The sequence below is a fragment of the Streptomyces sp. NPDC090994 genome, assembly GCF_044768905.1.
GTDB lineage: Bacteria > Actinomycetota > Actinomycetes > Streptomycetales > Streptomycetaceae > Streptomyces.
The window spans coordinates 1-24,164 of the sequence record NZ_JBIVWS010000043.1 but is presented as its reverse complement, the minus strand read 5'-3'; the positions used below and the strand labels follow the sequence as shown (position 1 = coordinate 24,164).

Annotated in this window: 28 protein-coding genes and 2 pseudogenes; 2 read left to right on the top strand and 28 right to left on the bottom strand. The window is 70.5% G+C overall.

The genetic code is table 11. The annotated features are described in order from the left end of the window. The 27 genes and pseudogenes from ACIQR3_RS37790 to ACIQR3_RS37660 all read right to left on the bottom strand — a co-directional run. Window positions 1-462, bottom strand: a pseudogene (locus ACIQR3_RS37790) (hypothetical protein); the annotation flags it as partial. Further along, complete coding sequence (locus tag ACIQR3_RS37785) at window positions 459-1,016, bottom strand: hypothetical protein (RefSeq protein ID WP_403546056.1); 558 nt, start codon at window positions 1,014-1,016, stop codon at window positions 459-461. The gene ACIQR3_RS37785 and the pseudogene ACIQR3_RS37790, both read right to left, overlap by 4 nt. A gap of 52 nt (window positions 1,017-1,068) precedes the next feature. Then, window positions 1,069-1,431: a hypothetical protein gene (locus ACIQR3_RS37780; RefSeq protein WP_403546054.1), complete on the bottom strand. Its 363-nt coding sequence runs from the start codon at window positions 1,429-1,431 to the stop codon at window positions 1,069-1,071. Window positions 1,432-1,506: 75 nt separating this feature from the next. Then, complete coding sequence (locus tag ACIQR3_RS37775; protein ID WP_403546052.1) at window positions 1,507-2,079, bottom strand: hypothetical protein; 573 nt, start codon at window positions 2,077-2,079, stop codon at window positions 1,507-1,509. 105 nt (window positions 2,080-2,184) lie between these two features. Then, entirely contained in the window at window positions 2,185-3,075 is an 891-nt protein-coding gene (locus ACIQR3_RS37770) for a hypothetical protein (RefSeq protein ID WP_403546050.1), read from the bottom strand. Between the two features lie 38 nt (window positions 3,076-3,113). Then, window positions 3,114-3,881 (bottom strand): DUF6884 domain-containing protein, encoded by a 768-nt coding sequence (locus tag ACIQR3_RS37765; protein WP_403546049.1) that lies wholly within the window; start codon window positions 3,879-3,881, stop codon window positions 3,114-3,116. Further along, the gene (locus ACIQR3_RS37760; protein WP_403546048.1) at window positions 3,881-4,240 is read right to left on the bottom strand and encodes a hypothetical protein; all 360 of its coding nucleotides are present in this window, start codon (window positions 4,238-4,240) and stop codon (window positions 3,881-3,883) included. The genes ACIQR3_RS37765 and ACIQR3_RS37760 overlap by 1 nt, the downstream gene beginning before the upstream one ends. After that, on the bottom strand, window positions 4,237-4,686 hold the full coding sequence (locus tag ACIQR3_RS37755; RefSeq protein ID WP_403546047.1) for a hypothetical protein: 450 nt from the start codon (window positions 4,684-4,686) through the stop codon (window positions 4,237-4,239). The genes ACIQR3_RS37760 and ACIQR3_RS37755 overlap by 4 nt, the downstream gene beginning before the upstream one ends. Window positions 4,687-5,068: 382 nt before the next feature. Beyond that, the gene (locus ACIQR3_RS37750) at window positions 5,069-5,770 is read right to left on the bottom strand and encodes a hypothetical protein (protein ID WP_403546046.1); all 702 of its coding nucleotides are present in this window, start codon (window positions 5,768-5,770) and stop codon (window positions 5,069-5,071) included. A gap of 122 nt (window positions 5,771-5,892) precedes the next feature. Continuing rightward, window positions 5,893-6,501 carry a hypothetical protein gene (locus ACIQR3_RS37745; protein ID WP_403546044.1) on the bottom strand — a complete coding sequence of 203 codons (609 nt, stop codon included), beginning with the start codon at window positions 6,499-6,501 and terminating at the stop codon, window positions 5,893-5,895. 164 nt (window positions 6,502-6,665) lie between these two features. Further along, window positions 6,666-7,661, bottom strand: a complete 996-nt coding sequence (locus tag ACIQR3_RS37740; protein ID WP_403546042.1) for a DUF4007 family protein — start codon at window positions 7,659-7,661, stop codon at window positions 6,666-6,668. A 14-nt stretch (window positions 7,662-7,675) separates the two neighbouring features. Beyond that, the gene (locus tag ACIQR3_RS37735) at window positions 7,676-8,029 is read right to left on the bottom strand and encodes a hypothetical protein (protein ID WP_403546041.1); all 354 of its coding nucleotides are present in this window, start codon (window positions 8,027-8,029) and stop codon (window positions 7,676-7,678) included. A 48-nt stretch (window positions 8,030-8,077) separates the two neighbouring features. Then, window positions 8,078-9,091: an N-6 DNA methylase gene (locus ACIQR3_RS37730; protein WP_403546039.1), complete on the bottom strand. Its 1,014-nt coding sequence runs from the start codon at window positions 9,089-9,091 to the stop codon at window positions 8,078-8,080. A gap of 138 nt (window positions 9,092-9,229) precedes the next feature. Further along, window positions 9,230-9,595: a hypothetical protein gene (locus tag ACIQR3_RS37725; RefSeq protein WP_403546058.1), complete on the bottom strand. Its 366-nt coding sequence runs from the start codon at window positions 9,593-9,595 to the stop codon at window positions 9,230-9,232. A 497-nt stretch (window positions 9,596-10,092) separates the two neighbouring features. Further along, entirely contained in the window at window positions 10,093-10,626 is a 534-nt protein-coding gene (locus ACIQR3_RS37720) for a hypothetical protein (protein ID WP_403546037.1), read from the bottom strand. 152 nt (window positions 10,627-10,778) lie between these two features. Then, window positions 10,779-11,012, bottom strand: a complete 234-nt coding sequence (locus tag ACIQR3_RS37715) for a hypothetical protein (protein WP_403546035.1) — start codon at window positions 11,010-11,012, stop codon at window positions 10,779-10,781. A gap of 83 nt (window positions 11,013-11,095) precedes the next feature. Further along, window positions 11,096-11,770: a GNAT family N-acetyltransferase gene (locus tag ACIQR3_RS37710; protein WP_403546033.1), complete on the bottom strand. Its 675-nt coding sequence runs from the start codon at window positions 11,768-11,770 to the stop codon at window positions 11,096-11,098. 187 nt (window positions 11,771-11,957) lie between these two features. Then, entirely contained in the window at window positions 11,958-12,515 is a 558-nt protein-coding gene (locus ACIQR3_RS37705; protein WP_403546031.1) for a hypothetical protein, read from the bottom strand. Window positions 12,516-12,646: 131 nt separating this feature from the next. Continuing rightward, window positions 12,647-13,957: an Eco57I restriction-modification methylase domain-containing protein gene (locus ACIQR3_RS37700; protein ID WP_403546030.1), complete on the bottom strand. Its 1,311-nt coding sequence runs from the start codon at window positions 13,955-13,957 to the stop codon at window positions 12,647-12,649. 21 nt (window positions 13,958-13,978) lie between these two features. Beyond that, window positions 13,979-15,340 carry a hypothetical protein gene (locus ACIQR3_RS37695; protein ID WP_403546029.1) on the bottom strand — a complete coding sequence of 454 codons (1,362 nt, stop codon included), beginning with the start codon at window positions 15,338-15,340 and terminating at the stop codon, window positions 13,979-13,981. A 69-nt stretch (window positions 15,341-15,409) separates the two neighbouring features. After that, complete coding sequence (locus ACIQR3_RS37690; RefSeq protein WP_403546027.1) at window positions 15,410-15,868, bottom strand: hypothetical protein; 459 nt, start codon at window positions 15,866-15,868, stop codon at window positions 15,410-15,412. Beyond that, a complete protein-coding gene (locus ACIQR3_RS37685; RefSeq protein ID WP_403546026.1) occupies window positions 15,865-16,848 on the bottom strand; it encodes a hypothetical protein in 984 nt (327 codons plus the stop codon). Before ACIQR3_RS37685 ends, ACIQR3_RS37690 begins: the two co-directional genes overlap by 4 nt. A 62-nt stretch (window positions 16,849-16,910) precedes the next feature. Continuing rightward, the gene (locus ACIQR3_RS37680; protein WP_403546024.1) at window positions 16,911-17,513 is read right to left on the bottom strand and encodes a hypothetical protein; all 603 of its coding nucleotides are present in this window, start codon (window positions 17,511-17,513) and stop codon (window positions 16,911-16,913) included. Beyond that, complete coding sequence (locus tag ACIQR3_RS37675) at window positions 17,510-17,860, bottom strand: hypothetical protein (protein WP_403546022.1); 351 nt, start codon at window positions 17,858-17,860, stop codon at window positions 17,510-17,512. The genes ACIQR3_RS37680 and ACIQR3_RS37675 overlap by 4 nt, the downstream gene beginning before the upstream one ends. 187 nt (window positions 17,861-18,047) lie before the next feature. Then, window positions 18,048-18,677: a hypothetical protein gene (locus ACIQR3_RS37670; RefSeq protein WP_403546021.1), complete on the bottom strand. Its 630-nt coding sequence runs from the start codon at window positions 18,675-18,677 to the stop codon at window positions 18,048-18,050. Window positions 18,678-18,703: 26 nt separating this feature from the next. Next, window positions 18,704-19,519 carry a hypothetical protein gene (locus ACIQR3_RS37665; protein WP_403546019.1) on the bottom strand — a complete coding sequence of 272 codons (816 nt, stop codon included), beginning with the start codon at window positions 19,517-19,519 and terminating at the stop codon, window positions 18,704-18,706. 86 nt (window positions 19,520-19,605) lie between these two features. Further along, window positions 19,606-20,079, bottom strand: a pseudogene (locus tag ACIQR3_RS37660) (HU family DNA-binding protein); the annotation flags it as partial. A gap of 350 nt (window positions 20,080-20,429) precedes the next feature. Between ACIQR3_RS37660 and ACIQR3_RS37655 the strand changes: the two are divergent. Beyond that, entirely contained in the window at window positions 20,430-21,980 is a 1,551-nt protein-coding gene (locus ACIQR3_RS37655) for an ADP-ribosylglycohydrolase family protein (protein WP_403546017.1), read from the top strand. 148 nt (window positions 21,981-22,128) lie between these two features. Continuing rightward, entirely contained in the window at window positions 22,129-22,368 is a 240-nt protein-coding gene (locus tag ACIQR3_RS37650) for a hypothetical protein (protein WP_275539150.1), read from the top strand. Window positions 22,369-22,538: 170 nt separating this feature from the next. Here the strand turns inward: ACIQR3_RS37650 and ACIQR3_RS37645 are convergent, their stop codons facing one another. Continuing rightward, a complete protein-coding gene (locus ACIQR3_RS37645) occupies window positions 22,539-23,897 on the bottom strand; it encodes a hypothetical protein (RefSeq protein ID WP_403546015.1) in 1,359 nt (452 codons plus the stop codon). Window positions 23,898-24,164 lie beyond the last annotated feature (267 nt).

The following is a 24,164-nucleotide window of genomic DNA, read 5'->3' as shown; positions in this document are numbered from 1 at the left end:
GCATCGTTCATCACGATCGGTGACCGTAGTGCCCGAGGACTCCATGCGCCCACTGAACTGGGCAATCTCCAGGCTTCGTTCAGTCAACGGGGCGTAGTCGGCCAGGCCGCGGACGTCGCTGTCGGTGGGGCGGGAGAGCCAGTCGTGGAGCGGGCGGGCGGCCTCGGTCAGGTCCGGGTCGTAGGTCCAGAACGAGTTCCATCCAGCTCGAAGGGTGTCGACGAGCTGTTCGTCGTCGAGGGGGAGCAGGAGCGGGCCGTAGTCGGGACCGTCCGGTCGTGAGGGCGCGCAGAGGGCGAGCGCGGCCAGGGTGCCGACCGCGATGGCCCGGTCGCCGGAGCCCCCGCGGTTGGATGTCCACCAGGCGTGCGCGGCGTCTGCGATGGCGTGGGCGTGGTCCCGCCCGCTTTCGGGCGCCATGGCGCGGCGCAGTCCGGCGGGCGGGATGCCGTACAGGGTCACGCCGCGCTCTCCGGCCCCTGCGCGATGAGGCGGTCGAGCTCGGCGACGAACGGCGGCAGGAGGGTCCGCCTGCTGCCCGGGCGCCGGGAGCCGAAGGGCCGCAGCATCCCGGGGTGGCCGCTGCGCTGGAAGTCGCTGTCGATGATCCAGGTCGGGTCTCCGGGCATCCGGGACAGGCGGTAGGCGGCCTTGTCGAGCAGCGAGCTGTGCTCGAAGAGGAGGAGTTCGGCGTACCAGCCGGTGACAGCTCCGGCCTGGCGCTCCTCAAGGACCGGCACGACGCCGGTGTGCTCCAGGGCGTTGTCCTCGTCCGGGACGGTGGTGGTGAACGTCTGGGCGGTGCGCAGCGGGGCCAGGACCCGTTCTGCGGCTCGATGGGCTTCGGGGTAGCCGATCGGGTCGGCGATCAGGCACCGTCCGGCCAGGGTGAGCGGATCGCGGGTGGCGGAGGCGGGGAGATCCAGCGGGGCGAGCTCCCGCAACAGCGCCTCGTGACCGAGGGTGGCGAGGTACCAGTGCTGCTGAGTACGGGTGTTCGGGGGCATGGTGTCCATGGGGCCCTTCCTGGGGGCGGCGGGCGCTGGCGGATGGACCGCGCCCAGCGGGTCAGTTCGGGGGTGCGTCGTGGCGGCGGGGCCGGCCGCGGTGAAGGCCGATGACGGTGCCGACCTCGAAGCCGCGGGCCAGGCCGAAGACTTCGCCCATGCGCCTGCGGGTCTCGGTGCTCTGCCGCTCACGTCCGGGCACGTAGAAGCCGTCTTGGGTGAGGAGGCTGATGATCTTGGCATTGACGTCGGCGAGGGTTACATCGAGTGCGGTGACGCGGCCGTGCGTGGTGTAGCGGCGGCTGTCGAGGCCGACGAAGGCGTCGTCGGTGCCGATGGTGAGAATCTCTCCGGGGTTGGTCCAGTTGTAGTCCGTGGCGGACACGCGGTAGTGCTGGTCGAAGGCGGGGATGATCAGTTTCATCGGGTGTGATCCGTGGCGACCCAGCCGGGAGCGAGCGCGGCCGCCGGGGCCGAGTTCCTCGCTCCCGGGGGTGGCTCAGGCGGGCGCCGCCTCGGCCCCCTCGTCCTCTGCCTTGAGGTCTTCGAAGTAGTTGCGAGCGCTGTCGACCATGCCGGGGACGTCGCACCCGAAGGACTCGGCCGCGTCCAGGAGCGCCGCGAGCATGGCGGCCTCTCGTTCGGCCCCGGCGGCGGCGACGGCGCACAGGACATCGAGCTTCACGGGGTACGCCTCGCTGCGCAGCCCCTCGGCGGCCTGGTGGAGCTCATGGGCGGTGACCCGCCCGTCCGTCAGGCAGAAGACCTGAGCGACCAGATCTCCGATCACGCGATCGGCGCTTTCCTGGTCGTCCACGACCCGGTCGTCGGGGATGTTGAAGGCGATCTGGGCCATGGCCTCGGCCGCGAGGACGCCGAGCCGTACGCGCTCGGCCAGCTTGGGAACGGGCAACAGGGCCTTGGGGGCCTGCCTGTTGTACGCCTCCAGCGCCGCGTGGGCCCATGCGGCGCGGTCCGCGAGGGTGCACTCGCGTGCGGGGTTCATGTTGACGCCGGATTCCGCGGCTGCGGTGAAGCGAGCAGCCTTGCGGTCGGGGATGGACGTGTCCACGGTCGTTCCTCTGGGTGAGGTTCCAAGATGGTGGTGTGCGTGAGAGCGAAACGTCGCTCGATCACGAAAACTAAACTACACATTGATTCATGAATAAGCAACAGACTAGACGGGGTGACGGGCATCTACCCACTTCGGGTAGGGGAGTGCTGGCATGCCGAAGACCGCCCTCGACCGCTCGGCCCGAGTACGGCCAACGGGCAGGGCATACCTATATGTCCCCGGGTGCCTCTGGCGCCTGGCCCCGATCTGTTCCAACGCGGTGCGCAGCCAGGCGCGCCGGTCGGCCCCCGCAGGGCGCTGCGATGCGCCCAGCGCCACGATGCGGCGCTCGAACCCGTCAGCACCACGGTCTCCGGTGACGAACTTGGCGATCGACCGGGCCGGGAGCACCTGGCCGTCCGGCAGCACGATGACCGTCCTCGCAGTGCTGCGGCCCGTATACGTTGCGGAAAGGGCCTGGTAGATAACACCCAGGTGCCCTCGGGGCGAGCCGGCGGTGCGCCCATCCGGCAAGGTCCGAAGCCGTGCGACAGGGTCCGCGTAGGTGACCACTCCCCGCACCCCGTGGCCCGCGGCAAGACGCAGAGCCGCAGCGACCGTGAAACTCTCCCCGTTGCTCGCCACCGAGGGGGACAGGCACACCCTCGACATTTCCAACGCCTCCGTATAAGGCTCCAGCGACGGGAAAACCCTGGTCAGAGCCCGGCGGCTCATCGGAACACCCAGGACCACGACACCCACCAGCAGGTGGCCGTCGATCACCTGGCCGTCGTCGCCCCCTGCTGCCTCGAGGTCCACCAGCCCAAACCGGTGGACCGTCGGCGGCCACCCCGACAGGTAGTGGTTCGCCTGGATGTACTCCCGGGCGGGCGCCTCCGCCAGCTCGACCACCTCGTAGCGACGCCTGTCAAAGCCGCCTTGCGACGTATGCACCCACGTCGGTACACCGCCGCTCCACCGCTGAGCCCAGCCCTCGGCGCTGCCGGCAGCCATGGCTTCCCACCGCGCCGGAGCGGGCCCGAGCGGCGCGCTCACCGCTCCTGCCCGGCTTCGGCCCGCGCGGCGAGACGGATCTGGGAGAGGCGTTGCTTCATCTCCCCGATCCCGCCGGCTCCGGCGAGCGGCGCCTCAAGGCCCGGCCAGGAATGCCGGGCGAGGGCCACGTACTTGCTGCCGGCCAGTACCGTCACCTCCGCCGACTCGATGCCGCGTTCCCGGACCTGCGCCTGCACGAAGTCCGCGCTGACGCTGCCGGGGTCGCCCACGGTGATGTCGTACGGGTCGATCTCCGTGGTCAGGTCCAGAAGCCCGTGGGCGGCAGAAAGGATGTACTGCCGACCACCGTCCTGAAGCAGGGCTTTGGCCGTCTCCCGGCAGGAGCCGTGGAAGGTGCCGACGTACATCGCACCGGCGGTCACGCGGCGGTCCTGCTTGGCCTTTCCGCAGCCGACGACGACGATCCGGAACCTGCCCGCACCCTCGGCGCGGGCCCGCTGCCAGCCGGCCTCGGTCAGAGCGCCGCCCCAGACGTCCAGCTGGTTCCGCGTCGCCTCCTGTCCACGAAGGATGTCGCGGCTCTGGTCCAGGCCGACGAAGCCGGCATCGGCGAGGGATACCAGGGTCCGGAGGTTGACGGACTTGGGCAGCAGCCCGAGAGGGTCCCTGGCCCCGGCGAGAAGGGCGCGGCGCTGGGCGGGGGTGATGCGGGGTGTGGAGGTTCCGGCCGTACGCGGCCGGTCCGGGGCACCTGGCGAAAGGGACGTGCCCGCAGGGCTGTTGTGGGTGTGGTCGGTGGTCATCATGTTCCTCGTGAGGGGGTCGGCGCCGGCTGGGTGTCGGCCCAGCGGGCGGGCAGGGTGGTGTCGCCGTCTTCCTCGCGGCGTTGGTCTTCCAGGTCCGCGGCGCGGACGCGTCCGGTGTGCCACTGCTCGGCGGTGTGGCCGCTCGGCCGGCGGCACCGCTGTCGGGGCGCGGCTTTGCACGTGGGGCAGGTCAGGGACGCCGGGCAGGTATCGCCGATGTCGGCGCCGTCGCAAAAGGCGCAGGGCCGGACCGTGGCCGGCAGCGCGCGCCCGGCGACGTCGACGAGGAGACCGGCCGCGCGCCAGGCGCGTTCCTCCGCTCTCGTCGACGGCGGCCCGAAGCTCTGGCGGTTCATGCCCCGCCTGCCTCGGCTGCCGGGTCCGCGCGTACGAAGGTCTCGCCCTCGGGCCAGATCGCGATGATCTTGTGGTGGGACAGGAACTCCCATGCGACCGGGCCCGGCTCCGTAGTGAACAGCAGCGCACGGTGGGCGGGGGAGAAGAGCCGCTCGCAGTCGCTGATCACCCCGTACGCGGTGATGAGCGCACGGTGGTGGGAGCGGTGGCAGGCCATCACCAGTTCTCCGGCGGTCGCGTCGAAGAGGTCGGTGGACGCCAGAGCGGGATCCGTGACGACGCGGTGCCGCAGGACGCGGTGTCCCTTGGCCGTCAGGTGGAAGAGGTAGGCGGTCAGGACCGCGTCCTCCGAGCGGTCCGCCTCCTCGTCGTTGGCCCGGCCGGGCTGGGGCCGGGCGGGATCGGAAGGGGCCAGGAAGGCGACGTGCGGGCGGTCGGTGGTCATGGTGTGGGGTGCTTCCGGATTCGGGCGAGGGCGCGGCGCGGTGACGGGGCGGTCGGGGGCCGTATCCGTTGCGGTGGTGTGAGGGAACGAGGGGATCCCGGGGCGTGCCGCGGGCGAGCAGGCCGGAACCGGCCGGGGACATCGCGGAGTGCTCTGCAGACGCCGGGTGGCGGGCGGAGCGGCGGCGATGGCGCCTCGCCGGGATCCGGAAGTGAAACGCGGCGGCCCGCGGGCCCGTCTCGGGCGGCGCCCAGCATGCGGTGCTGACCTGGCTGCGAGGGACGGGCGCTACTCCAGCGCGCGCCTGCGGGCCGGGGGCGGTAGCAGCGGCGACATGACGTGCCCGGCCTGCCCCGGGCTGGTGGCGGGCAGACCGCGGTCGTCAGCTTCGATCACTGCTCGGCGACGCCTTCTGGGGCAGCGGCGCCCAGTCGAGCTTCGAGTACCGTCGGCCGAGCTCGAACGCCGAGTACGTGACCGGACGCCGGTCCTTCTCGTGGACCGTGACGACGATTCCGTCCGGGGAATCTTCGAGCCCGTCGACCCAGACGTACTGGAAGTACCCGCCGGCCGCGCTGTAGTGCATGAGGCGGTCCCCAGGGGCGACAGGGGCTTGGACCGTGCCGCCGGTGTACCGCTTGTAGGGCACGAGGACCCTTGGGACACCTTCCGGCACGGCCAGGGCCCGATCGGTCAGCATGTCGCTCACATGCTCCCTGATCAGCTCGTAAAGGCTCCGGGGCGGCGGGTTCTCCGCTGCGAGTGACACGAAGGCCAGCCGCAGCCCTTCGTCGTCCTGGGCGGGCGGGCGCTTGCGGCTGTCGGCGAGGGCGAGGACGTCTTCGGCGTACCGGTGGGCCAGACGTCCGCGGTGCAACTGGGCGGTGGCGGGGGAGTTCGCGGCGACGCACGCGGGACAGGACAGCGGGGCGTCGGTGACGCGCGCCGGATCGAGCTTCTCGTAGTGGTGGACGACCGAGTACCGGCCCGCTTCGCAGGCCACGTCAATCAGGAAGCCGGTGTGGCTGTTGAGCAGTCCCTCGTGAACGGCGCCGTCGTGGCCGGTGATGTTCTTGTGTTCCATTTCGTCTCGACCGCCCCAAGGGGCAGCGTCCTCGCCTTCGGTGTGTACGTGGTGGCTGGCGGCCTGTGGTCCGGCGGCACGGACGCGGTGCTCGCGGCGGCACCGCGCCCGCGCCGCCTGGCTCACTTGCTCAGGTAGAAGGTCACCCCGCGGCAAACGAACCGGACCGGCCCCGTCGCGTTGATGATCAGCTGGTACGCCTCCTGCTCGGAGACCGAGCCCGGCTCCGTCACGATCTCGTCGAACCGGGTCTGGCCCTGGAGGTAGCGGACCAGCTCGTACTTGGCGACCGGCCCGTCGAGCGGGATCGTCGACCCCATCGGGGGGTGGAAGCCGGTCAGGCCGCGCCCGATCCATCCGGCCGCGAGCTGGACCGACGCGGGGAAGGGAACGCGGTGCGCCAGGTGCCGGGCGACGGCCTCGTGGGCACGCTGGTCCCACATTCCGTCCCAGACGTCGCTCGCGTTCCTGGCCTCCTCGTCGTACGCCGCCAGGGCTCGGCGCATGTTGAGGTACGCGTTGCCCTCGCGGAAGTGCCGGGACGTGGACCAGTCGCCTTCCGCGTCGAAGCCGTCGTCCATCGACTGCCCGTCGTGCTGGCGGCCGACGATCCAGTGCCCCGTGGACTCGTCAACACCGAGCCACACGCCCTCGAAGGAGCCGCGCCACTCGCGCCGAGCCTGGTGGACCACGGTCCAACCCTGGTGCTGCCCGCCGGTCTTGATGCGCATCCGTGTCTCCTGGCCTGTCTCGTCGGTAGGGAAAGGCGCGGGGCGCTCAAGCCGGGAGGCGAGCGCCACCAACAAGAATGACAGTACACATAGGACTACAAATAAGCAACGTTGCTTGTTGTGTTCCCCGGAGCCGGGTTACGCCTGCGGTAAGCCGGAGTCCATCAGGACCGGGCTGGAGAACTCCTCTTCTCCGAAGCACTGCTGGGGGCCGACCGCAGCACGGGGAAGGCGTCGGCCAGGACGTCCTCGGCGAGGAGAGCTGGCGAGCACGAATAGACGAGCGTCTCCTGCCCGTCGCCCGACTGCACGACGGCCAGATCCGCATGCCGATCGGCGACTTGATGCAGGGCGCGGCGGAGGCCGGCGGTGCCGATGAGAAGGAGCCGGCCTGGCCCGAGGGGGTCGGAAACGAGCCGGGTCAGGCTGATGGAGCCGGCCACAGCGCCTGCGGTCCGGGCCGCGAAGTCCAGACTCGCGTATGCCTGAACGGGCGCGGGACAGTGGCGGCCGGCCGTGCGCAGCAGCGCCACGAGGTGGCTTCGATCGGCTGTGCGGTCGGCGGGAGGCTCGGAGTCGAGCAGGTGGAGGGTGCGGAAAGGGCTGGAGAGCTCGTCCTCGATGTTCGCGGCGGTGTGGTCGCCGGGAGCGTACATGGTCACCAGGCAGGCGATGTCCGAGGCGAGTACCGACGGGGCCGGGGTCTTGTGGCCGGCCGCTTCGGCGGCGGCCGCCAGGCGCCCCTGCGTCTCCGCACGGCTGGACCGGCTGAGCGGGGAGTATCCGAAGAGATACCGCCAGCTGGGCACGTGGCACTGCTCGGCGCTCACCAACCACCAGTGCAGTAGCCACAGGCTGCTGTCGAGTTCAAGGTAGGGATCGGCGCCGGTCTCGTCTTCAAGGAGCCAGCGGGCGCGGTCGGTGGGGACCAGGTCCTGACCGTTGCGGGCGGCCAGCCCGAAGGCCTGGGACCAGAAGGCCATGGACGGGACCATGCTCTTGCCGACGCCGAGCACGACGGTCGCGTCGGGGCGGCGCAGGGCGGCTGGGTCCTGGAGCAGGGCGTCATAGACCTTGCGCAGCCACCCGTAGCGCGGTGGATAGCCGCGGTGCCGGCCGAAGGCTGGCAGGCAACCGGTCATGGCGGTGCGGTTCGACACGGGGGGTCCTTTGCTCAGTCGAGGGAGAGGGGGCTGCGGTCGGAGAGGGTGAGCCGGGCGACGAGACGAGCGAGGGGGTGGGCCCAGCCGGCCGGGGCGTCGCAGATGAGGAACTCCTCGCTCCAGGTGGTGCCGTCACCGATGAGCGGTCGACTGGTCAGCCGGACCTGCCTCGCGCCGGCTGCGGCGGAAGAGAGATCGAGTTCGTAGGACCGGGCCTCGTTGTCGATGTACCAGGAGAGATCGCCCTCGGCGCCGGGGCATCCGCAGGACAGCGTGTACACACGGGTACGACTGGGAGCGGGCAGGACGACGCGCAGCGCCCGGGCTACGCCCTGGGTTTCGCTGTGGTCGTGGGACTCCGTCACGGTTCCTCCTTAGGGCCCGGCCCACGGGTTGTGGGCCGGGCGGAGCGGCTACCTGCTGGCCGTAAGGGCGTCCAGCAGCTGGCTGGTGGTGCGGGTGGCGATCGCGAAGCCGATCAGCTTCTTGACGTCGTCGCAGTGACGGGCCATGTCGCGCGCCTGAGCGAGGGTTTCCTCGGCCAGGTCGGGCTGCGCGAGAACGTCTCCACAGCCGACGAACGCACGGGGGCCCAGTTCCCAGACGAGGGTGTTGACGGCGGCTCCGGCGGCGGCCAGGGAGTCGAGTTCGAGCATGACCCAGCCGCGTTCCGCCGGGTCCTCTCCGTCGCGGCGCAGCTCCTGTGCGGCGGAGCGGAAGAGTCCTCCGGTGCCGGCGGTCGGCTCGAGCGCCCACTCGCCGCGTTGACGGGGTCGCTTTCCTGTGCTGCCTTCGGCCAGCACGTTGGCCATCAGATCGCTGATGTCGGGCGGTGTGTGGTACTCGCCGAGGCTGCGCCGGGAGTGGTGGTGGCGCAGGCTCGTGATGACCCAGGACATGAGGTCGGTCCGGGACCGCTCGGCGGGGTCGGTGTCCCCCGTGTGCTGAAGGACTCCGTGGCGCAGCGCGGCACGGGCCACGGCGCGTACGCCCGCGAGGTGGGTGTCGTGTAGGTCCTCCCTGGTCCAGTCGAACAGCGGGCGGGCGGCGGTCCACAGGTCGGGGCGAAGGCCCCAGTAGAAGTTGGCGCTATCGGCCAGGCCTCGGACCAGCACGCGCGAGGGCTGCGCGGCGATGTATGCGGCGATCGTGTCGGCGGCCTCGGCACCGGGGGACTTCTGGGGCCACAAGGCGAGGGCAGCGACGACCCCTGCGGGGATGTCGAGCCGACTGCCGCCGGCGGCGTGCCAGGCCTCGGCGACCGCTTCGCCGAGGACGGAGCCGGGGCTACGGCTGATGGAAATCGGGGGGCAGTCGGTCGTACCGGCGTGCCGGGCGCAGCTCGGATCGGTGCACTTGCGTGCCCCGTGGGTGAGCACCTGGTCGATGGCCTCGGTCACGAGGGTGGCAGTGGAATCAGCGGACATGAGGGTTCCAGGGCATGGGTGGGGTGCTGTGGTCAGGAAAGGAAGCCGAGGCCGGGGCCGCGAGCGGAAGGCGTCGTTCGCGGCCCTCAGACCTGCACGTTGGGGTGACGGATGCAGTTCGAGCGGCACCCGGCTCCTTCAGAGAATTCCGCGGCAGGCCAGGTCGGGTTCGCACAGGGAGCACGTCCCGCACGGAGCGCGCTCGGTGCACCCCGGCTGCCGGAGGGTGTCGGCCTCGGCGTGTTCGCGACGGATGAACTTGGGCCATTCGCGCTCGTACAGGAACTCACCGGCCCACTCCCGGGACTGGAACCCGGGGATGCGCGAAGCGTCGTTGGCCGCGTCCGGCTGGGCGACCCACGTGGTGGTGCCGTCCGAGAGGGTGTGTTCCCACACGTAGCCGTACATGGTGGAGTGGTCGGCCTTGCTCACTACGAGGAACCCGCGGGTGTAGTCGTTGTGGGCGGCCTGGAAGTCGATGTGCTGGGCGAGGCCGGGCAGCATGATCACGTCTCCGGGGGCGGTTGCGGAAGAACCTGCCGCGCCCGGAGCCCACCGCCTCTCGGCGTACGGGACCGGCGTGGGTTCCGGTGGAGGCAACCCGGGCGCGGCGTCGGACAGGTCAGGAGTTGCGCGGTGCGGTGGACGCGGCGTACTTCACGCACGCGGGCATGGAGCCACGCAGATCGGGGCCGCGGCCCCTGCGCCTTCCGGGAGCCCGAATCCCGCACTTGAGACGCTCTCGACCGTCGTCGAGCTGCCTCAACACCGTGTTGGCGCAACCTCCGCAGACGGCGGGCGGGTTGTCGAGATCGGCACCGAGGAGCGGCATCCGGGTCGCGGGATGCTCACCGCGGTCGAGGTACATCCGTATCGAGCCGCGGGGAGGGTATTCCGTGTCCGTGGAGGGGATCAGAGGCGTGGTCATGGTGAAAGTCCTTCCTGACGGGATCGTTCGTGGGACGGCGGCACCGCGGCTGCGGCGCCAGGGCGGTGTCCGGCTACTTGGCCTTGCGCTGGTCGACCCGGTGGGCCTGGGATGCCGCACGCATGACGTCGTCGAAGTCGAGACCGAGGTTCTGGGCATAGGCGCGCAGATCGTTGAGCAGCACGTGCAGCGCCTTCGAGAAGGTGGGGTAGGGGTCGTCCGCCATGTGCACGCGGAGGGCGGCGGCGGCGTCGCTGGCGTGCACGTACACGTCGAAGAGGTGGTCCCCGGCAGCGGAGTCGTCCGTGTTGTGGATCGGGTCGACGGACGGGTCGAGGTTCGGCATGGCGGCCAGGGACCGTTCGTCGAGCCGCGCCTTCGCGTCGCCGTCGAGGCATCGTTCGACGTCGGCGCGCATGTGACTGGCCAGGTGCAACAAGTCGGTGGTGACGTCCACCAGGGTCAGCCAGACGTCGGCCCAGCCCCTCCGGTAGGCGAGAAGGGCGGCGTCTACCTCTACCTCGTGGCCGACAGCAAGCATGGAGCGCTCCAGAGCAGTAAGGGGGTTGTGCGGCGTGGCCTCGGAGGCCGCCAGCGATGCAATCAATCTACACACTGAAACGTGAATACGCAACATCGCGGGAAGCTGTACACGCGCCCGGGGCCAGCCTCGGGACGGTGGACCGGGCAATCACCTGCCCGGGCCCACCAACCGAGTTCCTGTGTATGCGGCGCACCGACCGGGGCGCCGGAGCCCTCCTACTCGCCGGCACCCCTGCGCGCCCGCCGCTCGGCCGGCGGCTGCCGACGGGGCATCGTCCCGACGAAGACCAGGAGCGCCCCCAGTGCCACCCCAGCCGCGATGATCGCGCCGACAAGGCTCGCGGGCTCCAGTACCCACACGCTCACCAGGGCGACGACCGCACTCGGTACGCCCCACCGGAGCGTCCAACGGCCCCACGGGCTCAGGCTCTTGCCGTCGACAACCGGCATCAGTTCCTCCTTGGTGGCCGACACCTGCATCCGTAAGTGAATTCTGTGGCCCGGGAGGGCAGGCATCCCGGGCCGTGATCGGGTCAGGCGCGAAACTGTTCCCCGTCGAAGTACGCGCCACGGGCCATCCGGGTGTTGGGAAGGATGCCCGAGACGACCGGAGAGGTGAGGCCAGCGACGTCCGCGAAGGTCGTGTACCGGTCCAGGGGCCGGGCGGCCACCCGGGTGTCGCCCCAACGGTGCCCGACCGCGTTCAGAGGGCCGAGGGACACGTTCAGGTCGTCCATGATCGAGAAGCCGAGTCCCTGGTAGTAGCTTTCCAGCCCAGGGAAGCAGTTCAGCGTCAGCAACCCGTAGCCGGCGCGCGTGAAGCGACGTACGGAATGCCGGACGAGTTCAGACCCGACGCCTCGCCCACGCTGCTCGGGAGCCACGGCAACCGCGGTGATCATCGCGATGCGTTCCGCCAGAAGGTGCGCCAGCGCCACGTCGACACCGGGATGGCCGAAGAGCCACAGCGGGGGACCTGCGAGGAGGGCCCCGAGCGTCTCGCCTTCACTGCTTTCGGCCACGACCATCAGGGCCCGGAAGTGGGAGAGGGGTCCTTCTTGAGGCAGGGACAGGTTCGGCCGGACGTCCTCGAACGCGTCGGGATCGTCGGGGTTCACGTCGGCGAGGAGCCGCATGACGGCGTCGGCGTCAGCGGGGGCCGCGTCGCGGAGGGTGATGCCGGGCAGGCGGGTGCGGGTGGTACCCATGAAGGCTCCTGGGGTTATGCGAGGCGCAGCACGTCGCCTCTGCGGTGGTGGAAGAAAAGAGCGGCCGGAGGGGCCTCAACGGCAGGCTTGGCGACGGTGGACCGTGGGCGGGAGTCAGGCCCAGGGACCGGGCCGACCGGAGCCGAGGGAGCTGCCAGGGCGGCCCGGAGCACTGTGCCGAGAGACGTCAGTAGATGTGGCGGCCGTCAGGGACGGTACGGCCGATCAGGCGCCAGGGCGGCCCGTCGTTCAGGGCGCCCATCGGGCATCGGTCCGGCTCATGTGTCGACAGGTCGGCCTCGATGGCCGTGTACCAGTGCCGCGTGAGTGGACACCGCGTCCCGCGTTCGCATCCCGGCCGGGCCGCGACGAATACGTGGTAGACGTCCGACGACGTGGGGAGTGACCGGCGGAAACCTTCAGAGATGCGCTTGCCATAGGCCGACGGGCTCTCGCTCCGGTACCGCCCCCACACCTGTGTGCCGTAGACGAACTGGGTCTGGCCGTCGCGGTCGAGCCGCCAGCGCAGCGAGGAGCCGTAGCGCGGGTCGTCGGGGTCTGACTCGTCTGCGCCCGCGGGCACCGCTCCGGTCATGTCGAGGACGGTCTGGCCGGTCCCGGTGAACGCCTGGGGCACGGCCAGCGCCCAGTAGGAAGTGGCGCTCTCCTGCCACCGGTACGGCCTCCGCCGCTCGTTCTGAGTCCCGGCCTTGCGGCGCTTTATGAGCGGCTTGTTCCGCTTCATCAGTATCAGCCCCCTGGATGCGCTGAGACGGCGCGACGTCTGGAGCGGCGCTCGTCAAGTGGGTTGAAGTGGCGGGGAGTTGGCCCGACCTGAGAATCACAGTACATAGAGAAACGCCAATACGCAACATCTTATGGAGTGGGTTCCCCGCTGAGCCGGGCGAAGTCCGCACCCGCTTGGAACCGGTCCCAGGCCAGCCGGCTGTCGACCGCGTCCTCGATCGCTCTCCAGACAAGCCCTCGCGCGGGGTCCTCGGGAACGTGGGGCTCTCCGCCGTTGCCCCGGATCACCGTGACCGTTTCGCCGACCGGCGGCCGGGCCCGGTGCACGAGGATGCAGGTAGGTGTTCCGTGCCCCGGGATGTAGGCGCCGGAGGTGTCGATGATCCAGCGCGCGTCGAAGCGAGGAAGGAACTCGGTGACGTATCGCCTGCCGAACTCCCTTTTCATGAACGAGTTCGCGGTCAGCTGCGCCACGAAGCCTCCCGGGGCGGCCAGGTACTCGAGCATCAGCGCGGTGAAGGGAAGGGCCAGCGAGTATTTGCCGGCCGCCACCTGCGGGTACGCGGCGCGGACCTGGTCGCGGATGACGGGGTCTTTCGGGGTGATGTATGGCGGGTTGGCCACGCACGCGTGGTAGGCGCCGGCTGCCAGCAGGGGCTCGGTGCGGTCCAGCAGGGAGTCGGCGGCGGCCACGTTGACGGGCCACGACGCCGGGACGCGGTCCAGGCCCACGCCGAGGACGTGCGCGGAGCACGCCAGGAGCCGGTAGGCGGTCAGTGCGGCGGCGTACGCGTCGAGGTCCACACCAGACACCGCGGCGAGCGCCCGCTCGACGGCCCGCGGCCCGTGCCCGACCGGGCTGGGCCGGCGGCCGTGCACCGGCGGGACGCGGACCATGTGGAATGCAGCCACGGCGATGTGCCCGGTCCCGCAGGCGGGGTCGATCATCCGGACGTCGGCCGGCCCCCATTCCTCCATGGCCGGCTCCAGCGACAGGCGCAGCAGGAGACGGGCGACCCAGGGCGGCGTCTGACACAGGGCGCGCCCCTTGCGGGCCTCCTCGGACAGCAACTGGTAGGCGTCGCCCAGCGCGTAGCCGTCCACGCGACGCTCGTCTTCGAGGGCAGGGTGCCGGTCCCAGAACTCCTCGACAGCGGCCCAGGCCGCAGCGCCGAGCGGCTGCTCCCACAGGGGCAGTACCGCCGGATCGGCGAGCGGGGCCAGGGCAGGGTGGCAGTTCGCGAGATTCTCCAGGGACTTCAGCAGACCGTCCGGGCCCGGTGGGCGGTCGTCGGCCGGTGCCAGGCCGTGGTCGTGGGCGTGGCGGACGAGGGCCGCGGCGTGGATCCACAGGGCGGCCGTGCGCCGCTCTCCGGTGTCGCGTGCGACCGTGGCGGTGAGCCTGTCGTAGGAAGCCGGGGACAGGGTGCGGGTGGTCATCTCTCCTCGCAAAGGGTGGGATTACTGGCCGGTGGTCATCGAGGCCCACACCCCGGCGAAACCGGGGCGGGCCTTGTCCTGCACGCCGGCCGGGGCGGTCACGTAGAAGTCCTCGACCGTGCCGTACGTCTTGGAGTCCGGGCGGACGCGAGTGCGGACACGGTCGATGCCGACGCCGTGGGCTGTCGTGGAGTGCTCGACCGGGCGGTCCAGGGCCGTGGCGGCGTTGTGCAGGAAGGCGCCCACTTCGGTGCGGCTGCCGGTGCGGACGGTCTCCACGGACCGGTAGACAGTGCCCTTGATGCTGCTGTCGCGGCACTCGGGCTTGGCGCAACGGTCACCGTGAGCGGTCTTGCACTCGGGCCGGCGGCCGGGGGTGTAGGCACGCCGCAGCCGGTAGACCGCCCACGTCTCCTCGTCCAGCCGGGCGTTGAACCGGCCGAGCGCCTCGGCGTTCTGGTTGTCGGTGACCCGCCTGAACAGAGTGTCGTCCTTGTAGAGGGACATGTTGTCGTTCAGGGCCATCGCCAGGTACTCCAGCCGTAGCACGCGCGCCGCGAGGTCGGGGTACTTCCGCAGCCGCTTCAGGTGGTCCGGCTGGGGCGAGCAGACCCCGGAGAACGGGCATACCGGGCAATATGACTTGGCCATGCCAATTCCAAGGCGGTCCTTCACGTAGCCCTGCACGTCCTGACGAGCCCAGCCGAGCCTGAGCAGCGGGTAGTCCAGGGCGAAGGTCTCGTAGCCCGCCGTCAGGTTGCGCTCGGCCTGGAATTTGTTGGCCTTGACCGCGCGCTTGTGCTCGTCGGCGTTGTAACCGAAGAGCTTGCCGACGGTCTGCCCGCCCGACCGCTGGAGCTGGAGGCGGTCGATCGGGAAGGCCTTGTGCTTCTGGCTGCATACGTGACCGCCGGCGTACTGGGGGACCGTGCCGTTCTCCTCCATCTCGTCCATGAGCGTCCACGGGCCCTTGCTGAACACCTTGCCGGGGTTCGTGGTGTCGGAGAGGACTTCGACACCTGCCGAGTCCGGACGCCCGGCCCGTGCGACCTGCGTGTACCGGATGCCTTTGTCCCGGAGTAGCGGGAGAACGTGGTTCTCGACGTCGGCGATCGTGTCGGGAAACTCGAACCCGGTCATCGCCGTCACGATCGAGAAGTCGGAGAAGTCCTCGGCGATCCCGAAGGCGGTTGGATCGTCGATGATCGCCAGGACCAGGGCCGTCGAGTCGACGCCAAGACCGAAGTTGAGCGACTTGTGCTTCGTCGCGCGGAAGGATTGCAGAGCCTCTGCGGAGGCAACCTCGGCCGGAGCCGACCCGCCGGGCGACGTGGTGGGACCGGCCTCGTCGAGGTCGGGATCGAACAGGGTGAGGGAAGTCATGGGCGTGTACCTGCGGGGATCAGGGCGGGCGCGGCCGGGAAGGGCCGCACCCGCCGGGGGAGCGGGGGATCAGGACTGGGGTTTCGCGGCGCGTGCGGCCTCGACGCCCGCGGGGGTGAGGAAGGGCCGGTGCTTCGGGCCGCTGCGGCCGTCGTCGCCGTCGGTGGGCTGCGGGACACCGCCGGCGTCGCGGTACTCGACGAGGCCGAGGCGGGCGAGGGCGGCGGCAGTGGGCCAGCTGACGTCCCGCAGCGCGCCGTCCTCGTCGGCGGAGTCGATGGCCGCCAGCTGGGAGTCGTTCAGGATCGCCCGCCGCCCCGCGCCGGTGATGACGTACGGTCCGACGCCCTGCTCCTGCGCCACTTCCGCCGTGAGCCGGTAGCCGTCGGCGTCGTTGCGGTAGACCAGCCCAGCGTCCAGGTAGACCTGGAGCGTCGTGCGGCTGCCGTGCGACGTGAGGTGCCCCGACGGATGGACGCATGCGGCGCGGAGGTGCTTGGGCGCCGGCGGGTAGGCCTTGATGGTCATCGCGGCCCCTCCAGCGCGAGAGTCGGCGCCGGGGTGAGAGCTGCCGCCTGCGCACCGATCGCCATCGCCTTGACCTGGCGTCCGCAGCCGGGGTGCTCGCACCGCTCCGTCGCCCGCGGGTTCGGCCACTGGCAGTCCGGACAGCTCCACATCAGCCCCGCTGAGACCGCCACCGAGCGGATCAGATCCCGCTGCTCCGGGTCGGCAGCGTCCAGGAGCTGCTCCAGCACGGGGGGATGCGGGGCGTAGTGGTTGCTGTCGTCGAAGACGACGGTGTCCTCGACGACGACGCGCAGCGGCACGGACCCGTCCGGCCGGACGACATGCTCGGGATCGGCGCTGTCGGTGTGGACCGAGACCCGTACGACGCCGTCCTCGGCGTCCACGTAGCCGAAGACGAGCACCCCGGCCACCTCGATGCACGACGGTCCGTCGTCATCGGCGGCGTAGTAGACGGCGCCGCGGTTGAGGCCTTCGGCCGTCACAGCGTTGGGGAAGGCGAAGTCCAAGGGAACGATCCGAGAGCGCTGCGGCCGTCCCAGCTCCTCGGGGTACAGCTCGAAGCCCTGATCGGGTACCGCGTCGCCGTCGGTTCCGTAGTAGAGGTCGATCGCCTCGGCGTCGTCGGCCGGAGGCTCGTCGGGTACGTCGCCCTGGCCGCCCACGTTGGCCCAGCTGCTGCGCACGTGGGTGGCGAGCTCCGCAAGGGCAGCGCCCTTCGTGGCGTACGGCGCCGTGGTGTCCTCGTGGCGGGTCCAGAGGCGCAGCATCCAGACCTGTTCACCCGGGCGAGGCCCCAGGAAGGTGGAGACGGCCGGGGACCTACGACCGGAGCTCTCGGCGACGATCTCGGCGTGAACGCGCTGGGCGAGCTCACGGTACTGCGGGGGAAGTTCGGCGGCGGCCGGTGAGTGGGCCAGGGCGCCGGCGATGCGTACCAGGCTTTCGATGTCGGAGGGGCGGAAACGTTCAGCGAGCATGGTCATCCTCGTGGGTGGCCCGGCGGGCACGGGCGCGCCCGCCGGGCGTTGAAGGGGGAGGGCTACGCGCCCAGTTCCAGGAGCGCCGCGACCATGGCGAGGGCACGCTTGCGCTCGGCAGACACCCGCACGCGGCGGATGCGCTTCGGGCCGGAAGGAAGCTGGATGCCCACGGCACCGCCGCGGTCATCCCGGCGCAGCTCGTACTGGGGCGTCGAGAGCATCCAGGCGTCCCAGTCGTCGGCCTTGCGCCCGGCCCGCAGCTGGGATTCCGCAGTGGGCGCCGTCGCGGGGCAGGAACAGGCCGGGTCGTCGCACGGACGGCCCGCCGGGTGCCGGGAGATGACGCCGCCCGGACGGTAGGTCGCGCTGGTGCCGTTGAGCATCGGGCACGCCTTCTCCGAATACATCAGGCACGGCGGGTGGAGCCCCGGTTCTGGCGCGTACCCGACACTCACGTCCTGGGGGCGGACCAGCACGTAGAACCACCGCTCCAGCGGCCGTGCGCAGATCTGGCACAGGCCGTTCTCGAAGGCTCGGGCGCGCTTGAGCGGGTCGAGCCCGCCGAAGACCGGCAGGCCGTTGTGCTCGAACGAGACGTACGGGACGACCAGGCCGCCGTGGGTGGGGCGGTGCGCGCACGCTGCGGGCGCCGGGGCGCTCACTGGGAATCACCCTCGGCGAGCTCCCAGGAGGGGCGGGCGAGCTCGACCAGGAAGGTGTAGGCGGCGTCGCTGGCCTGGAGTACACGCACGACCGGGAGCTGCTGGTACCGGCTGAGGAATTCGCCGATGGTCAGAGCGGTGTCGTGTGAGTCGTCCGGGTAGGTGCCGCGGTCGAGGGGGACCAGGCGGTCGCCCTGGTGCTGCGGCCACGTGTACACGGCGAGGAGCTCGGCCTGGCTCCAGTTGTGGGGGTTGGCGCGGACCTTGACGAGTTCGGCGCCCGGCGCCAGCTCCCTGAGCGAGTCGAGAGGCGCCGTCCGGCGCGGTTGGGGATTGTTCGGGCCCATGGCGGTCTCCCAGTTCGATGCGGGCGCTGCGGCGGCCCGGGGCGGTGAGGTGGAGGGCTGCGGGATGCGCCACGCAGCGGTGCAGTGGCCTGGCGGCCGCCCTCACGGCGCCGGCGCGGGCCGGCACACGGGCTGTGAAGGGGAAGGCGGCCGATCGACCAGACACCAGGACAGTACATACTGAAAACTAAAGACGCAACATCATGGCGTGGGGTGCTCCGTCATCTGCTTCGGAGACGGTGAAACGGGACGCCAGCAGCGACACACAGAGCTGCCGGATGCCTCCCTGCTCCCACAGCGCCCGGGACTCGGGCAGCGCGGCCGGCCACCACTGCACCGACACTCCGTCGCGCACCACGTCGACGGCGACTCCGTATCCGTCGTCCTTGCTCCAGTCGGCCATGCGCACGTGCGGGCGCAGCACCTCAACCGCCCCCTCGTAGAGGCGGATCGCCTCCTCCTTCGCGCTGCGCGCCGCCTGCCGCAGAGCCTTTGCCTGTACGGCGGACACCGGACGGTAGACGATGCTGGTCTCCTCGTTCTGCGCGAGGACGACCAGGGCGTGCTTGACGTCGAGCATGGCGCGGGCGAGCTCGGCGGAGCCGGGATGCCCGTTCGCTGCGTAGCGGGTCAGCCGCCGATGGACCTGGGCCGCTTCGCGCTCATCGGGTTCGTCGAACTGGCTGCGAGCCACCTCTCGTACGGCGAGGTCGATCACCTGTGTCAGGTACCCGGCAGTGAAGGCCCTGCGCCGGAGCAGGCGGAGCGCCAACTGCTTGGGCGAGCCGGCAAGGGATGCGGTTGAAGTCTCGGTCACGACGGAGTCCCTCCTCGGTTCGCCGGTCACGAACCGGGCTGGTGGATGTATGCGGTCCACGCGTCGTACTCGGCGGCGGTGAGAACGGGGGGCGGGACGATGGGGGCGCGCCCGAAGCACTGGTCGCAGGTGCGTACATGCGGTTCGGTGCCGGCGGTGTCACTGCCGCGGCCCGGCAGGATGGCTCCGCAGACGGCCAGGCCCGGCGAGACGGACGGGTCCAGCCTCAGATGCAGATCTCGTCCGTGGAGGACCGGGCGGACCGCGACGGAATCCTGCCCGGGGGCGGGGCCGAAGTGCTTCGCCAGGAACCGCACGACGAGGGCGTGAGCTGTCTCGGCCCGCTCGTCCAGGGTCCGGGAGTCGGCCGGCGGCCGTTCGACGATCCGCAGGGGCTCCTGCTTCTCTGCGACCAGGCGGTCGACGAGGGCTCGGCCCTCGGTGAGGAACTGCGGGGCGTCGCCACGGGGGTCGCTGCTGCGTTTGCCGACCCAGATCCACGACAGGGGCACGAAGGCGGCGAGCTCGCTGAGGAGCCCGTACCAACGGCTCACGGCCCACGTGGTGTAGGTGCCGCATGGCCTGTGGCGGCAGGAGCCGGCCGGCTCCTGGCAGGCGCGCAACTCGAAGCGGAAGCCGAGATCGGTCGCCTCGGCCCGAACAATGCCGAGCTCCATCACACCGCCGCTCGGGCGCGCCCGCGACCACCAGGCCGGTTCACCGCCCAGCAGCGGGCCGGGCTCAGTACTGCGCCCGAGTCCCTGCGCTTCCGCGGAACGGGCAGAGGCCAGCGTCCGATGAGCGGAGACGACACGGGTGCCGTCGATCACGAGGTAGTTCATCAGAGGTTTCTCCGGTCCGGCCGGGCGCACCAGCGCCCGGCCGTCGAGCAGGGAATGCCGGGAGGGGGCCCGGCGACGGCGGATCAGGCGAGCGACTTCTTGGGGGCGGCCTTGACGGGCTTCTTCGGCCCGACCTTCATGGCCGGGCCCGTCTTCTTGGCCGCCCCTCCCGTCTTCTTCGGAGTGGCCTTCTTGGCCATCGCCTTCTTCGCCACGGCGGAGGCACCGGTGAGACTTCCCTTGGGAGCCTTCTTGACAGAGACCTCGCCGCCCTTGGGGAGCTTCTTGGCACCGCTAACCAGGTCCTTGAAGCCCTGCCCGGCCCGGAAGCGGGGGACGGAGGTCTTCTTGACCCGCACCCGCTCCCCGGTCTGGGGGTTGCGGGCGTAGCGGGCCGGTCGGTCGACCTTCTCGAACGAGCCGAATCCCGTGACGGAGACACGGTCTCCGGCGACGACGGCCCGGACGATGGCGTCAAGCACGTTGTCGACAGCTTCGACGGCCTGCTGGCGACCACCCATCTTGTCCGCGATCGCGTCGACGAGCTGGGCCTTGTTCATGGCGAACTCCTGTGAGTTGGGGTGCACTTCGATGCCGGAGCTGGGGCCGCTGACGTTCAGGGCGCGGTACCGACGAAGGGAAGCTGGGCGCGTCATCCAGGACAGGTCGAGCGCCTCCGACAACAATGACAGTACACATTGGATGAGTAATACGCAACGCTAATCGTCATGTTGACGAAAGCAATTCGGTCGTGTCATTCTGACGTGGCGACAGCGGGTTTGAGCGCCAGGCGAGTTCACGCCGCCCTCCCCGCCCCCGCCCTCCTCAGACCACACACGTAGTACATGACCTCGGGAGAACGCCCGTGAATGCCAAGCTCGTTGACCTCACAACCCCTACCCTGGCCCCGGTGGCACAGGCGCTCAACATCCACGCCACTGACCGCGCAGCCGGCGTCCTTCTCGGCGCTGCGTGCGGTGATGCCCTCGGCGTTCCCTATGAGTTCGCCCGCCGACTGGGCTCCGATGAGCAGCCCGCCATGATCGGTGGCGGGCTGGGCCCTTACAAGCCCGGCGAGTACTCCGACGACACTCAGATGCACGTGTGCATCGCCGCCGTCGCGTCCACCGGCACCGACCTCACCAGCCCGACCGCACTCGACCAGATCGCCCGCAACTTCCACTTCTGGCGCGACGGGGGCGCAAGCGACATCGGGAACCAGACCAGCGGCGTGCTCCGCGCCGCGAAGAGCCACAAGACGGGAACGCCCGCCCAGGCCATGACGGCGGAAGCTGACGCCTACACCGCCCGCACCCGGTTCAGTGCGGGCAACGGCTCGCTGATGCGGACCGGCATCGTGGCCCTCGCCTACCTGGACGACGTGGACGGAATGGTCCGGGCCGCCACCGTGATCAGCTCCCTCACCCACAGCGACCCTGAGTGCGTCGAGGCGTGCATCCTGTGGTGCGCGGGCATCCGGACCGCCGTGATGGAAGGCACCTTCGACGGCGTCCGCGACGGCATCACACTGCTTCCCGAGGACCGGCAGGAGATCTGGCACGCGAGGCTGGACGAGGCCGAGGCGAACCCGCCGCACCACTGGGACCGCAACGGGTATGTCGTCACCGCCCTCCAGGCCGCGTGGTCCGCAATCACCCGCACGCCCGTCCCCGAGCTGGCACCGGAGCGCGGATCGTTCCCCGCCCAGCACTTCCAGCTCGCCACCGAAGCGGCCGTCCGGGCAGGAAACGACACGGACACCGTGGCCGCGATCGCGGGTGCCCTCCTGGGAGCGCGCTGGGGCGTCTCGGCCATCCCGCTCGCCTGGCAGCAGGCAGTGAACGGCTGGCCCACAATGACTGCCCCGGATCTCGTCCGCCTGGCCGTCCTGACCGCCCGCAAGGGCATGGACGACAACGACGGATGGCCCTCGGCCCCGCGCGTCAAGATCCCCGGCTACGCCGGAAAGGGCTACGTCGCGCAACACCCCGCCGATCCCGGAGTCCTGCTCGGCAACCTCCCCATGACTGAGCTCGCTGGCACACCGCCGGTCGACGCGGTCGTCTCCCTGTGCCGCATCGGACAGGGGCCGATCTTCTCCGGGACCGACGTCGAACACGTCCGCGTCTGGCTGGTCGACAAGGAAGGCGAGAACCCCAACCTTCACTACGCCCTCGACCAGGCGGCCCGCCAGATTCTCCGGCTCCGCAAGGAAGGCAAGCGGGTCTTCCTCCACTGCGTCGCAGGCCGCTCGCGCACCCCCGCCGTGGCAGCGACGTACAGCACGCTCCTGGGAACGGACCCCCGCACCGCCCTGACGGACGTCTGGGCGGCCCTGGGCAAGCACTGGACCCTCCTGGCGCACCCGCAGCTCCACGACGCCGTCTATGAGCTGGCCGGGCAGCCGCCGCACCCGCCACAGCCCCGTACCCGCCGTCGCTTCTTCCGCAAGCGCAGCTGACACGAGCGTTGCACCACAGCGCTGAAGCCACAGGCGCGGCCTCTACCCGGAGGCCGCGCGCAGCGATGCCCACGCACGACATCCCGACACGGGACAGAAACTGGTGACGGTCACCACGAGGTCGTCACCACGAGCGAATGGAACGACGATGCCCGCGCACGAGGCAGGCCACGAATGGATCTACCGCGTCACGGCTCTCGCCGATCCGCCGGAGAGCAAGTACGTCCTCGCACCGTACGAGGCACAGTCGCTCACGCGGCGCCTACGAAACGTCGGCTACGAGGCGCAGGTCGCTCGGGTCCCGGCAACCGCATTCGTCCTCATCAGCGATGAGGAACTCGACGCCCTCGTCGTCGCGGCGGACAACGAACCCGGGAGCACCCGATAGAACACCCCACGCCAGAGCGAAGCCTCCCGCAGCACGCGAACGCCGAGAGTCCGCCGGTCAGACGACCGGCGGGCTCTCGCATGTCCAGGACCGTCCGCCCTACCGATTCCCGTCCCGGGGGGCGGGCCCGCCGAGCCAGCCGGCAGCCGGTCGACGGCCATGAAAGCCTCTTAGCGCCTGGGACCGAAGCGGCCGGACCCCCTGCGACTGAGGACGAACCCGTAGACCGTCTCGCGATACCAGTGATCCTGGAAGACCCGAGGCTTCTTGCCGTCATCGGCAGTCCGGTCGGCATACGGGACCTGTCCACGGGCGTGGTAGGCACGGATGGTCTCGCGCGCGAGTGCCTCGCCCCGGGTGGTCATACCGAGCACCTCGGCGAAGTCGTAGATGTCCAGCAGGTCCCGCGGATCTCCCTCGGGCAGATCGTGGACCAGAGCCGGCCCGGTTCCCTTGAAAGCCGCCCAGACATGCGGACGGTGCTTCTCCACCCACGCGTCGACCTCGCGCTGGTCATAGGTACGCGGCTGCGTGCTCCGAGGTGCAGGGAAAGCCCGGCGAACGACCTTGTCGCCCTCGCGCTTCTCCTTGACCTTGGTCCACTGGAGGCCGGTGTACTCGGAGACGCCGTACCGCGGACCGATCATCTCCGCAGTGAGCTGCGCCTGTTCGCCCTGCGCCTCGGCGGCCGGCTCTGCCGCCGGCGCCGGGGCGGCGCGCTTCTTCTCAGCGCCGGCGTCCTCGTCAGCTGCCGACGATCCAGCCCACGCGTGGCCGGACAGCTGAGCGCGGCGCTGGGCCGTGACCCAGGTCCGCCGGCGATTCTCGCGCACCCACTCGTCGACCTCGGCCGCGTTGTACCCGCGCTCGCCAGCCTCAGGGAACCCCTCAGCGCGGATCCACCCCCGGGCCGTCTGCCCGCTGACGCTGTATGTGGTCGCGATGGCCTGGGCGTCCAGGTGCTCCGTGCGCGCGGTGGACGAACGGCTCGGAAGCGCACTGCCGGCTGCAGGGGCCTGCGCGGTGCCTACTGGTTCCTCGGCCTTCGTCTGCCGGCGCATGCGCCGCGGACGGTTCACGAACGCGTAGGCCGTCTCCCGGAACCACCTCCGCTCCGTGACCTCGGGGACCTTCCCGTCTCCGGGCACGCGGTCAGGGCCGGGCATCTTCGGCGGCTTCTTGGACATGTAACTTCGCAGGGTGGCTTCCGGCACTGGCTCCGTCCGCCCGAGGGCCTTGCCCTCCCAGGCACAGATGTCCGATAGCGTCACCAAGTCCTTCGGCCCGCCGGCGGGCAGACCGAACGGGTTGTCCGAGTCCTGCCCCTTGGCCCAGTGGACCGGAAGGTTCTCCTTCAGCCACGCGTCCACCAGCGCGGCATCGCGGACCAAGGTCCGTCCCGGACCTGACGGCCAGCCCTCAGGGAAACCCGGGAGCGTGGTCCAGTAGGCCACGTTGCCCTCATTGGCCTCGTACTTCTCCGCGATGTCCTGTGAGGTCACGAGTTCATCAGCGTCGGCGGGAATCACCGTTACTCCTTGTCGGACCGGCAGTGAACCCGCAGGCCGTGGTCGTGGCCCCGCGGGTGGGGGCCTGGTCGGTCGAGCTCGAGGTGGAGCCGGCACCGTCGGCTCACTGCGCCGGCCCCGATCGCGCAGGGGCAGGCGCTAAAGTACATCACGGTAGAACAATACGCAACGCCGCCCCGTGGTGGCGCCGTCGCACGCCCGCGGGGGTGGTTTTGGGGGGGGGGGGGGTGGGGGCGGCGGGCCCCCAAAACACCCCCCCGGTCTAGT